This is a genomic window from Nocardiopsis sp. NPDC057823 (assembly GCF_042797335.1).
GTDB classification, from domain to species: domain Bacteria; phylum Actinomycetota; class Actinomycetes; order Streptosporangiales; family Streptosporangiaceae; genus Nocardiopsis; species Nocardiopsis changdeensis.
The window spans coordinates 74,772-86,725 of sequence record NZ_JBHVLR010000005.1 but is presented as its reverse complement, the minus strand read 5'-3'; the positions used below and the strand labels follow the sequence as shown (position 1 = coordinate 86,725).

Genomic DNA, 11,954 nt, shown 5'->3' with positions numbered 1-11,954 from the left:
ACCCCTAGCAGGAGACCGCGGCCCGGCCAGCCTCGACGGATCCGGCGACGCAGCAGGTCGGAGCGCCCACCCGGCGCCCGCCCCGCTCCCGTCGTCCACAGCCTGTCGATGAGTGTTGAGCCGGCCCGATCCCCACAGACATCCGTCAGCTGCAACGTTGAGGCCTTCGGCCGGGTTCGACCCGTCCGGGGCGGAAAGTGAGTCGGCAAGTGAAGTTCCGGGTCGAACGCGACGTACTGGCCGAAGCGGTCGCCTGGACCGCGCGCACACTCCCGACGCGCCCCTCGGTCCCCGTCCTCGTCGGCGTCCTGCTGGAGGCCGGCGAGTTCGACGGCCGTCAGCAGCTGCGCCTGTCCGGCTTCGACTACGAGGTCTCCACGCAGGCCGTCGTCGACGTCGACGTCGAGGAGCCGGGCACGGTCCTGGTCACCGGCAAGCTCCTGGCCGAGATCACCCGCAACCTTCCCGCACAGCCTGTGGAGATCTCCACCGACGGCTCGAAGGTCGTGGTGACCGGCGGCAGCGCCAAGTTCACGCTCACCACCATGCCGGTGGAGGACTACCCCACGCTCCCGGAGATGCCCGGTGTGAGCGGGACCGTCGGCAGCGACGCCTTCGCCGCCGCGGTCAGCCAGGTGGCGGTCGCCGCCGGGCGCGACGACACCCTGCCGATGCTCACCGGCGTGCGCGTCGAGATCGAGGGCGAGACCATCACCCTGGCCTCCACCGACCGCTACCGCCTCGCGGTGCGCGAGCTCACCTGGAAGCCGGAGGACCCGGGCCTGTCCGCGGTCGCCCTGGTCCCGGCCAAGACCCTGCACGACACCGCCAAGTCGCTCACCTCCGGGGCCGAGGTCTCCATCGCGCTCTCGGGCAGCGACGCCGGCGAGGGCATGATCGGTTTCGAGGGCGGCGGCCGCCGCACCACCACCCGCCTGCTCGACGGCGAGTTCCCCAAGTACCGCGCCCTGCTGCCGGACACCTTCAACTCCGTCGCCGAGGTCTCCCGCTCCGAGTTCGTCGAGGCCGTCAAGCGCGTCTCCCTGGTCGCCGAGCGCAACACGCCGCTGCGCCTGTCCTTCACCCCGGGCCGGCTGGTCCTGGAGGCCGGGACCGGCGAGGAGGCCCAGGCGGTCGAGGTCCTGGAGGCCGAGCTCGAGGGCGACGACATCCAGATCGCCTTCAACTCCGGCTACCTGCTCGACGGCCTCGGCGCCATCGGCACCGACGTGGCCCGCCTGAACTTCACGACCTCCACCCGGCCGTCGATCCTCACCGGGAAGCCGGCCGCCGAGGGGGCCGAGCCCGAGTACCGCTACCTGATCATGCCGGTACGACAGCCGAACTGATCCGGGCGTTGCGGCCCGGCCGGCGGCGTCCCCGACACGCCCGGCCGGGCCGTCCCGCGGTCACCATCCACGGTCACAAGAACCCGCCCGCAGACGGCGTACAAGGGGGAGCGAGAGCATGCAGCTCGGAATGGTCGGCCTGGGGAAGATGGGCGGCAACATGGCCGCCCGGCTCCGCGAGAAGGGGCACGAGGTGGTCGGCTTCGACGTCGCCTCCCCCGAGCGCGACGTCGACGACCTGAAGACCCTGGTGGCCCGGCTGGCCGCCCCCCGGGTCGTCTGGGTGATGGTCCCGGCCGGGGAGCCCACCGAGTCCACCGTCTCCGCGCTGGCCGACCTCCTGGAGGAGGGCGACCTCGTCATCGAGGGCGGCAACACCCACTACGTGGACGACCGCCCCCGCGCCGACCGCCTCGCCGCGAAGGGCATCGGCTACATCGACGCCGGGGTCAGCGGCGGCGTCTGGGGCCGCCGGAACGGCTACGGGATCATGGTCGGCGGCGAGGCCGCCGACGTCGAGCGGGCCCGGCCGGTCTTCGACTCCCTCACCCCCGACGAGGGCGGCGGCTTCGTGCACGCCGGCGCGGTCGGGGCGGGCCACTTCGTCAAGATGGTCCACAACGGCATCGAGTACGGCATGATGCAGGCCTTCGGCGAGGGCTTCGAGCTCATGGCCGCCTCCGGCATCGTGGACGACGTCCCGGGCACCTTCGAGAGCTGGCGCGAGGGCACCGTGGTGCGCTCCTGGCTGCTCGACCTGCTGTCGCGGGCGCTGGAGGAGGACCCGGACCTGTCGGGCCTGCGCGGCTACGCCCAGGACTCCGGCGAGGGCCGCTGGACGGTCCAGGCCGCCGTGGACCTGGCGGTCCCGGCCCCGGCCATCACCGCCTCGCTCTTCGCCCGCTTCGCCTCCCGCCAGGACGACAGCCCGGCGATGAAGGTCGTCGCCGCGCTGCGCAACCAGTTCGGCGGCCACGCGGTCACCAAGGCCGACGGCGCCACCGCGGCCCGGGACTGACCCCGGCCCGTCCGTCCCGGACCCGCCCGGGTCCGGGACGCGCCCCGCGGCGCACTGCGCTCCCCCGCCGCGCCCTCCTTTCCCCTTCCCACCGTCCGTTCCCCTGACCAGGAGGAAGGCCGGATGTACGTTTCCCATCTGCAACTGGCCGACTTCCGTTCCTACCCGGAGGCCCTCGTCGAACTGGGCCCGGGCGTGAGCGTGTTCGTCGGGTCCAACGGCCAGGGCAAGACCAACCTGGTCGAGGCGATCGGCTACGTCGCCACCCTCGGCAGCCACCGCGTCTCCTCCGACACCCCGCTGGTCCGCCAGGGGGCGGCCCGCGCCATCGTGCGCGCCCGGGTGGTGCGCGACGAACGGGACATGCTGGTCGACCTGGAGATCAACCCGGGCCGCGCCAACCGCGCCCGGATCAACCGCGCCGCCGCCGGGCGTCCGCGCGACGTGCTGGGGATCCTGCGCACGGTGCTCTTCGCCCCCGAGGACCTGGCCCTGGTCAAGGGCGATCCCGGGGAGCGCCGCCGCTTCCTCGACGACCTGCTGGTGGCCCGCTCCCCGCGGATGGCGGGGGTCCGCGCGGACTACGACCGGGTCCTCAAACAGCGCAACGCCCTGCTCAAGACGGCGTCGGGGAGGATGTTCCGGCAGCGCTCGGCCCCCGACCTGAGCACGCTGGAGGTCTGGGACGCCCACCTGGCGGAGGCCGGCGCGGAGCTGCTGGCCGCCCGGCTGGACCTGGTGGAGGCGCTGCGCCCGCTGGTCGGCGACTCCTACGCGGGGCTCACCGACTCCGGCGGTCCTGCGGTGCCCGCCTACCGCAGCTCCCTGGCCGAGGACGGCGGGGAGCCGCCGCGCGGGCGCGCGGACCTGGCCCGGGCCCTGCGCGAGGCGATGGCCGGGCAGCGCGACCGCGAGCTGCAGCGCGGGGTGAGCCTGGTGGGCCCGCACCGCGACGACCTGTTCCTGGAGCTGGGCGGGATGCCCGCCAAGGGCTACGCCAGCCAGGGGGAGTCGTGGTCGTACGCCCTCTCCCTGAAGCTGGCCGCGTTCGACCTTCTGCGGGCCGACGGCGACGACCCGGTGCTCATCCTCGACGACGTCTTCGCGGAGCTGGACACCGAGCGGCGGCGCCGGCTGGCCGAGCGGGTCCGCGACGCAGAGCAGGTGCTGGTGACGGCGGCCGTCCCCGACGACATCCCGGCGGAGCTGGACGGGGCCCGGTTCGGCGTGCGCGAGGGAGAGGTCCGCGGCGAGGAGGTCGCCGGTGGCTGAGCACTATCCACAGCCTGTGGATCCGCGCCGCGGTCCGGCCCCGGCGGACCCGGGCGCCGCGGCCCGCCGTCCACAGCCTGTGGACGGCCGCGCCGACCTCCCCGCCGGGCCCCGCTCCCCCGCCGCCCCGGAGGGGCGGCCCGCCCCTGCCGCGTCCGGGGCCGACCTCGCCCGCCAGGCGCTGGCGCGCGCCCGGGCCGAGGCCCGCGACCGCGGCGCCGTCCCCCGCGGCACCGGGACGCGCCGCCGTGGCCGGTTGCGGTCACGCAACGAGCCGCAGATGTTCGGTGACGCGGTGAGGACCTGGCTGATCGAGCACGGCTGGCAGGAACAGGTCGCCATCGGCGGCGTCTTCGGCCGCTGGTCGGAGATCGTCGGCGAGTTCAACGCCCGCAGGCTGCGGCCGGAGAGCTATTCCGAGGGCGAACTCGTCCTGGTCGCCGACTCGCCGACGATGGCGGCGCACGCGCGTTCGATGGTCCGGGACCTGATGCGCCGGCTCAACGAGGAACTGGGCGACGGCACCGTCGTCTCCATCAAGATCAAGGGCCCCGGTTCCCGTCGGCGTTGAGTCCCCCGGCGGTCCGCGCGGCGGGCCCGGCCGTCCACAGGCTGTGGATATCCGCAGGTGGAGATGGTTGTGCGGGGGCGCACGGGGTAGGTGCCCGGTGGTGTCCACCGGTGTGACGGGGCGGGCGCGGGGGAATCGGAACCGAACCCTCCCCCAAGGCATCTGAAGCGCCCACGGAACTCCGAAGAGCCCCTCCCGTGTGTGGGGAGTCGTCTCCCTCCCCGAACGTTCGTTGTGATGCGGCACAGGGCCGCCAATGCCACTTTGTCGTACCGCGCGGGGTATCATGGAGACGGTTCTTCAGACGCCTGTAGCCGGTATCACGCCCCCAAGAGAGGGTGGGCGGACGGACCGTGCGGCGAACGGTGATCCCCCAGGTGTCGCGGTATCCCCGACCCTGCGGTCCCCGTGCCGTCGGCCCGTCGTCATCCGCTCGGCCGCGGTCGGCAGGCGTCCCCAGCAGGAGGGTGTACCCACTTGGCCTACGACGCTCGATCAATCACGGTTCTGGAGGGGCTTGAAGCGGTTCGCAAGCGCCCCGGGATGTACATCGGTTCCACCGGGGAGCGCGGCCTTCACCACCTCGTCTACGAGGTGGTCGACAACTCCGTCGACGAGGCGATGGCGGGCCACGCCGACGCGATCGAGGTGACCCTGCTGGCCGACGGCGGCGTGCGGGTGGCCGACAACGGCCGCGGCATCCCCGTCGACCTCCACCCGGTGGAGAAGCGCCCGGCGGTCGAGGTCGTCCTCACCACGCTGCACGCGGGCGGCAAGTTCGACGGCAAGTCCTACGCGGTCTCCGGCGGCCTGCACGGCGTCGGCGTGTCCGTTGTCAACGCGCTGTCCACCGCCCTGGACGTCGAGATCCGCCGCGAGGGCCACGTCTGGCGCCAGCACTACGAGATGACCGCCCCGACGGGCGAGCTCGTCAAGGGCGAGGCCACCGACGAGACCGGCACCCAGATCACCTTCTGGCCCGACGGCTCGATCTTCGAGACCACCACGTTCTCGTACGAGACCCTGTCCCGTCGCCTGCAGGAGACGGCGTTCCTCAACAAGGGGCTCGCCATCACCATCCGCGACGAGCGGCCCGACCACACCGACGGCGGGCCCACGGTCAACACGTTCCACTACGAGAACGGCCTCTCCGACTTCGTCAGCTACATCAACGCCAAGAAGGAGCCGGCGCACGCGTCGATCATCTCCTTCGAGGAAGAGGGCGAGGGGATGTCGGCGGAGATCGCCATGCAGTGGAACCACTCCTACACCTCGTCGGTGCACACCTTCGCGAACGTGATCAACACGACCGAGGGCGGCACCCACGAGGAGGGCTTCCGCTCGGCGCTCACCACCATCGTCAACCGGTACGCCCGCGACCAGAAGCTGCTGCGGGAGAAGGACGACAACCTCACCGGCGACGACATCCGCGAGGGCCTCACCGCCATCATCTCGGTCAAGCTCGCCGAACCGCAGTTCGAGGGCCAGACCAAGACCAAGCTCGGCAACACCGAGGCCAAGTCCTTCGTCCAGAAGGTCACCAACGAGCACCTGCGCGACTGGTTCGAGCGCAACCCCGGCGAGGCCAAGGACATCGTGTCCAAGGCCAGCCAGGCGGCCCGCGCCCGCATCGCCGCCCGCCAGGCCCGCGACCTCACCCGCCGCAAGACCCTCCTGGAGTCCACCTCCCTCCCCGGCAAGCTGTCCGACTGCCAGTCGACCAACCCGGAGGAGTGCGAGCTCTACATCGTGGAGGGCGACTCCGCGGGCGGCTCCGCCAAGGGCGGCCGCAACCCGAACAACCAGGCCATCCTGCCCATCCGCGGCAAGATCCTGAACGTCGAGAAGTCCCGCATCGACCGCATCCTCAAGAACAACGAGGTCCAGGCGATCATCACCGCCCTGGGCACCGGGATCCACGAGGAGTTCGACGCCGAGAAGCTGCGGTACCACAAGATCATCCTGATGGCCGACGCCGACGTCGACGGCCAGCACATCCGGACCCTGCTGCTCACCCTGCTGTTCCGCTTCATGAAGCCGCTGGTGGAGCTCGGCCACGTCTACCTGGCCAACCCGCCGCTGTACAAGATCAAGTGGGACCAGCGAGGCTCCGACGCCGACTACGCCTTCTCCGACGCCGAGCGCGACCGGGTGATCGAGGCGGGCATCGCGGCGGGCAAGAGGGACCCGCGCCCGCGCGACATGGTGCAGCGCTTCAAGGGCCTGGGCGAGATGAACGCCAACGAGCTGTGGGACACCACCATGGACCCCGACCGCCGCGTCCTGCTCCAGGTCAGCCTGGAGGACGCCGCCCAGGCCGACGAGATGTTCAGCGTGCTCATGGGAGAGGACGTCGAGTCCCGGCGCTCCTTCATCCAGCGCAACGCCAAGGACGTCCGCTTCCTGGACATCTAGGGACCGGGCCCGGGCCGTGTCCCGGGCAGTGAACCGAGCTCAACGAAGCTTCGTAGAAGGGATCGACATCCGTGACGGATGCGAACAACCCGGACGCCCCTGAGGGAGCGGAATCCTCCGTGGAGGAGCTGGAACGCGTCACCGACCGCATCGAGCCGGTCGACATCCAGGTCGAGATGCAGCGCAGCTACCTCGACTACGCGATGTCGGTCATCGTCGGCCGCGCCCTGCCCGACGTCCGTGACGGACTCAAGCCCGTCCACCAGCGCGTGCTGTACGCGATGTACGACGGCGGCTACCGCCCCGACCGCGGGTTCTTCAAGTGCGCCCGCGTCGTCGGCGACGTGATGGGCAACTACCACCCGCACGGCGACAGCGCCATCTACGACACCCTGGTCCGGCTGGCCCAGTGGTGGTCCATGCGCATGCCGCTGGTCGACCCCAACGGCAACTTCGGCTCCCCGGGCAACGACCCGGCGGCCGCCATGCGGTACACCGAGTGCAAGCTCGCCCCGCTGGCCATGGAGATGCTCCGGGACATCGACAAGGAGACCGTCGACTTCCGGCCCAACTACGACGGCCGCTCCTCCGAGCCCGTCGTGCTGCCGGCCCGCTTCCCGAACCTGCTGGTCAACGGCTCCTCGGGCATCGCGGTCGGCATGGCCACCAACATCCCGCCGCACAACCTGCGCGAGGTCGCCGAGGGCGTCAACTGGTACCTCGACAACCCCGAGGCCTCGGACGAGGACCTGCTCGACGCGCTCATCGCGCGGATCAAGGGCCCCGACTTCCCGACCCGCGGCCTCATCGTGGGCAAGCGCGGCATCGAGGAGGCGTACCGGACCGGGCGCGGCTCCATCACCATGCGCGCCGTGGTCGAGGTCGAGGAGGACAAGCGGGGCCGCCAGACCCTGGTCGTCACCGAGCTGCCCTACCAGGTCAACCCGGACAACCTCGCGCTGAAGATCGCCGACCTGGTCAAGGACGGCAAGATCAACGGCATCGCCGACGTGCGCGACGAGAGCAGCGGCCGCACCGGCCAGCGCCTGGTCATCGTGCTCAAGCGCGACGCCGTCGCCAAGGTCGTGCTCAACAACCTGTACAAGCACACCCAGCTCCAGGAGACCTTCGGCGCCAACATGCTGGCGCTGGTCGACGGGGTGCCGCGCACCCTGCGCCTGGACCAGATGATCCGGCACTGGGTCAAGCACCAGGTCGAGGTCATCGTCCGGCGCACCCGGTACCTGCTCCGCAAGGCCGAGGAGCGCGCCCACATCCTGCGCGCGCTGCTCAAGGCCATGGACCGGATCGACGAGGTCATCGCCCTCATCCGCTCCAGCGCCTCCGCCGACGACGCCCGCACCGGCCTCATGGGCCTGCTGGACATCGACGACGTCCAGGCCCGCGCCATCCTCGACATGCAGCTGCGCAAGCTGGCCGCCCTGGAGCGCAACCAGCTCACCGCCGAGTACGACGAGCTCATGGCGCAGATCGCCGACTACAACGACATCCTGGACTCGGACACCCGCCAGCGGACCATCATCCGCGAGGAGCTGGGCGAGATCGTCGACAAGTACGGCGACGAGCGGCGCACGCACATCATCCCGTTCGAGGGCGACATGCGGATGGAGGACTTCATCGCGGAGGAGGACGTGGTCGTCACGATCACCCGCGGTGGGTACGCCAAGCGCACGCGCATCGACAACTACCGGGCGCAGAAGCGCGGCGGCAAGGGCGTGCGCGGCGCGCAGCTCAAGCAGGACGACATCGTCCAGCACTTCTTCGTCACCACCACCCACCACTGGATCCTGTGCTTCACGAACCAGGGCCGGGTGTACCGGACGAAGGCGTACGAGCTGCCCGAGGCCGCCCGCGACGCGCGCGGCCAGCACGTCGCCAACCTGCTGCCGTTCCAGCCGGGCGAGGAGATCGCCCAGATCATGGCGCTGCGCGACTACGAGGCCGCGCCGTACATGGTCCTGGCCACCCGCGAGGGCCTGGTCAAGAAGTCCCGCCTGGAGGACTTCGACTCGGCGCGTTCGGCGGGCATCATCGCGATCAACCTGCGCGAGGGCGACGAGCTGATCGCCGCCCGCCTGGTCTTCGGCGACGACGACCTGCTGCTGATCTCCAGCGACGCCCAGGCGATCCGCTTCCCCGCCTCCGACGAGTCGCTGCGCCCGATGGGCCGGGCGACCAGCGGTGTGATCGGCATGCGGTTCCTGGAGGGCGACTACCTGCTGAGCATGGACGTCATCCGGCCCGGGGACGGGTCCACCGACGTCCTGGTCGCCACCGAGAACGGCTACGCCAAGCGGACCCCCTCCGACCAGTACCCGGTGCAGAACCGGGGCGGCAAGGGCGTGCTGACCGCCAAGGTGGTCGAGGCCCGCGGCAAGCTGGTGGGCGCGCTCATGGTGGACCCGGAGATCGACGAGGTCTTCGCGATCACCTCCGCCGGCGGCGTCATCCGCACCGGCGCCGCCGAGGTCAAGCAGTCCGGCCGCACCACCATGGGCGTCCGGCTGATGAACCTCGACAAGGGCAACAAGATCGTCGCCATCGCCCGCAACGCCGAGGCCGGTGACGCCGAGGAGGAGCTGGAGGCCGCCGAGGGCGACACGGTCGAGGAGACGGTCGCGGCCGAAGGCGAACCCGAGGCCTAGACTGCGCGTTAAGTCCCGATAGGACCCGTGGGGGTACGGACCATCCCCGCGGGTCCAGGTCGCTTCAACCACCCGCTCTCAAGGAAAGTCCAGCGGAACGTTTCTATGTCTGACAACCAGCGGAACACCACCACGAACGACACCGCTCCCGCAGGGGACGTGGAGACGACCGACACGGCCCTGGAGGGCGGCGGAGAGGCGGCCACCATGACGGAGACCCCGGGCGGTTCCGAGCCCCAGGAGGCGGCGGCGGGCAAGGCGACGCTCAGCAGCCGCAAGGCGCACCTGACCGTGTCCCGCGTGGAGCCGTGGTCGGTGATGAAGTTCAGCTTCGTCGTGTCGTTGGTGTGCTTCATCATCCTGTTCGTCGCGATCGCCGTGATCTACGTGACCCTGTCCATGCTGGGCGTGTTCGACGAGCTGACGAACATGATCACCGCCCTGCTGGAGGGCGACGGCGGCGGCGAGGACGAGCTGGGCCTCAACCCCGCCGCGTGGTTCTCCCCCGGCAGGGTGCTCGGCTACACGGGTGTGGTCGGGGCGCTGAACATCGTGCTCATCACCGCCCTGTCGACGGTGGGCGCCATGGTCTACAACCTGGTCGCGGACCTGGTGGGCGGGCTGGACATCACCCTCTCCGAGGCCGAGTAGCGATCCTGCCCCGGCGGGCCCGGTCCCTTGGGGGCCGGGCCCGCCGGCGTTCCGGCGGGTGTTCGGAGCACTCTTCGCAGCCGGTAAAATCGAAGGTGAAGAGGGCCGCGCGTGCCGCGTCCCGGCTTCACCCCGCCCCCGGATACCGGTTCGCCCCGGTCCACCGGATGCGGTAGAGTTCCACACGGAACAAGGGCGTATAGCTCAGTCGGTTAGAGCGCATCCCTGATAAGGATGAGGCCCCAGGTTCAAGTCCTGGTACGCCCACACTGTCTGCACAGTCGAGAGCCTTGCTCCTCCACCCGGAGGGCAGGGCTCTTTCCCTTTTTCCGGGCCGCCCGGCGCGGGGTCCTTCGCGGCGCCCGGGCCGGAACCCCTGCTCCCGGCGGGTGGGGCGCCGGGTCGACAACGCGTCGAATCGCCATGTCGACCCGGCTCCGGCGGCCGGCTCCGGTCCGGGCGGCCGCCGCCCGGTCACTCCTCGCCGGAGCGCAGGTCCACCACGGCCCAGTCGCCGCCGTTGTTGATGACGAGGCACGTGTAGTCGGTGGGCACCTCCGAGTCGTAGAAGTCGCCCGATTCGACGCTGCCGGCGACCTCGTACTGCCACAGGTCCTCGTCGTCATCGTCGACCACGGTGACCTCGGAGGACGCGCCGAACTCGACGGAGCCCGGCGGCTCCGCGTCCCGGCTGATGTGGTTCTCGCACTCGGCCCGGGCGTTCTCGGCGGTGGGCTCGGAGCCGCCGCAGCCGGTGAGGGCCAGGACTGCGAGGAGGGCTGCGGGGGCGAAGCGGGTGGGGCGCATGGTGTTCCGATCGGGCGAAGTGCGTTCTGGGAGGGGAGACGCCCGCCGTCGCGCCGTGGTTCACCTGTTCGAAGGCGCAGTCCCTGGTCGGAGGGCGTCGTGCCGCCGCTTCCGCTGCCGCTCCGCCTATGCCGCCGGGGTGCGCGGAGAGGTCATCCGCCGCAGGACGACCCCGAGAACTCGGCCGTCCGGGATGGGGCCCCACACCCGCGAGTCCGTGCTGTGGCCGGTGTTGTCGCCCAGGACCACCAGGTGCCCCGGGGGCACCGTGCCGCCCCTCGCGGGAACGGAGGCGGGGACGCGGTCGCCGGGCAGTGCCGCGACCCGCTTGACCACCCAGGGCGGTACGGAGCCCATGATCAGGGCGAGGTCCCGGAGGTCGCCCGTGTCGGGCCGGCCCAGGACTGCCACGTCCCCCACACGCAGCCGCTTCGCGGGGACCCTGCGCACGAGCACCCGATCGCCGTGGTGGAAGGCGGGCTCCATGCTGTGCCCGACCACGTCCACGGCGACCAGCGTGCGGTTGGCCCATAGGAGCAGGGCGAGCGGGGCCGCCGCCGCGATCCCGGCGGCGGCGAGGAGCACCGCCGTCACGGCCGTGCCGCCTTCCGGAGCGGTTCGGGCGCGGTCACGGTCATGGGCGGTGCTCCTCGGCGGCCGAGCGGGTCAGCAGGGCCTGTAGTAGGTGCAGGTGACGGGGGTGCTGCCGGGCGGGTCGCAGCAGTAGCGGCGGATGCAGGGGGAGGTCACCGGCGCGTACTGGTACCAGCAGTAGGGATTGGCCGCCGCCTTGGTCTTGGGGACGATGCGGGCGAGCAGCCGGTCGCCCAGGGAACCGATCATGGGGTCCTCTCCGGTCGTTGCGGTCGGGGGGTCAGCAGGGGCGGTAGGAGGTGCACTGGACCCCGACGTGCCCGCCGATGTTGCAGCAGGTGCGCCGGATACAGGGGGAGCTGATGGGGGCGTACTCGTACCAGCAGGAGGCGGCGCCGGCCGCGGTCCTGGGGACGACGCGGGCGAGCAGCCGGTCGCCCAGCCTTCCGATCTTCCCGAACATGACACTCCGTTTCCGGGCCACGGCTCCGCGGCCCCGTACCGGGCCTCCGGTGTGCCCCGGAGGCCGACGACCACGGTAGGGAGGCCGGATACATCCGGGATACACGTGCGATACACGCGGGGGCGGGCACCGGCCCGCCCGGCCGTCC

At 71.3% G+C, this 11,954-nt stretch carries 11 protein-coding genes and 1 tRNA gene; 8 read left to right on the top strand and 4 right to left on the bottom strand.

Features of this window, described 5'->3' with window-relative positions:
- Nucleotides 1–209 precede the first annotated feature (209 nt).
- From dnaN to ACFVNO_RS10910, 8 genes are all read left to right on the top strand, one after another.
- Entirely contained in the window at nucleotides 210–1,349 is a 1,140-nt protein-coding gene (gene dnaN, locus ACFVNO_RS10945; RefSeq protein ID WP_220563999.1) for a DNA polymerase III subunit beta, read from the top strand.
- Nucleotides 1,350–1,467: 118 nt separating this feature from the next.
- Complete coding sequence (gene gnd, locus ACFVNO_RS10940) at nucleotides 1,468–2,367, top strand: phosphogluconate dehydrogenase (NAD(+)-dependent, decarboxylating) (RefSeq protein WP_355260518.1); 900 nt, start codon at nucleotides 1,468–1,470, stop codon at nucleotides 2,365–2,367.
- 123 nt (nucleotides 2,368–2,490) lie between these two features.
- Nucleotides 2,491–3,639, top strand: coding sequence for a DNA replication/repair protein RecF (gene recF / locus ACFVNO_RS10935; protein ID WP_378891542.1), 1,149 nt, complete (start codon nucleotides 2,491–2,493; stop codon nucleotides 3,637–3,639).
- A gap of 79 nt (nucleotides 3,640–3,718) precedes the next feature.
- Nucleotides 3,719–4,210 carry a DUF721 domain-containing protein gene (locus tag ACFVNO_RS10930; RefSeq protein ID WP_378891999.1) on the top strand — a complete coding sequence of 164 codons (492 nt, stop codon included), beginning with the start codon at nucleotides 3,719–3,721 and terminating at the stop codon, nucleotides 4,208–4,210.
- A gap of 477 nt (nucleotides 4,211–4,687) precedes the next feature.
- On the top strand, nucleotides 4,688–6,625 hold the full coding sequence (gene gyrB, locus ACFVNO_RS10925; RefSeq protein ID WP_378891539.1) for a DNA topoisomerase (ATP-hydrolyzing) subunit B: 1,938 nt from the start codon (nucleotides 4,688–4,690) through the stop codon (nucleotides 6,623–6,625).
- 71 nt (nucleotides 6,626–6,696) lie between these two features.
- Nucleotides 6,697–9,291 carry a DNA gyrase subunit A gene (gene gyrA / locus ACFVNO_RS10920; protein ID WP_378891536.1) on the top strand — a complete coding sequence of 865 codons (2,595 nt, stop codon included), beginning with the start codon at nucleotides 6,697–6,699 and terminating at the stop codon, nucleotides 9,289–9,291.
- 105 nt (nucleotides 9,292–9,396) lie between these two features.
- On the top strand, nucleotides 9,397–9,942 hold the full coding sequence (locus ACFVNO_RS10915; protein WP_220564004.1) for a DUF3566 domain-containing protein: 546 nt from the start codon (nucleotides 9,397–9,399) through the stop codon (nucleotides 9,940–9,942).
- Nucleotides 9,943–10,135: 193 nt separating this feature from the next.
- Nucleotides 10,136–10,209: transfer RNA gene (locus ACFVNO_RS10910), tRNA-Ile, on the top strand.
- Nucleotides 10,210–10,416: 207 nt separating this feature from the next.
- Here ACFVNO_RS10910 and ACFVNO_RS10905 read toward each other — a convergent pair.
- The 4 genes from ACFVNO_RS10905 to ACFVNO_RS10890 all read right to left on the bottom strand — a co-directional run bounded on the left by ACFVNO_RS10905 (nucleotide 10,417) and on the right by ACFVNO_RS10890 (nucleotide 11,806).
- Nucleotides 10,417–10,749: a hypothetical protein gene (locus ACFVNO_RS10905; protein WP_355260453.1), complete on the bottom strand. Its 333-nt coding sequence runs from the start codon at nucleotides 10,747–10,749 to the stop codon at nucleotides 10,417–10,419.
- Nucleotides 10,750–10,875: 126 nt separating this feature from the next.
- Nucleotides 10,876–11,343 (bottom strand): S26 family signal peptidase, encoded by a 468-nt coding sequence (locus ACFVNO_RS10900; protein ID WP_378891531.1) that lies wholly within the window; start codon nucleotides 11,341–11,343, stop codon nucleotides 10,876–10,878.
- Nucleotides 11,344–11,415: 72 nt separating this feature from the next.
- Nucleotides 11,416–11,592, bottom strand: coding sequence for a hypothetical protein (locus ACFVNO_RS10895; protein ID WP_220564007.1), 177 nt, complete (start codon nucleotides 11,590–11,592; stop codon nucleotides 11,416–11,418).
- Between the two features lie 31 nt (nucleotides 11,593–11,623).
- Entirely contained in the window at nucleotides 11,624–11,806 is a 183-nt protein-coding gene (locus tag ACFVNO_RS10890; protein ID WP_220564008.1) for a hypothetical protein, read from the bottom strand.
- Nucleotides 11,807–11,954 lie beyond the last annotated feature (148 nt).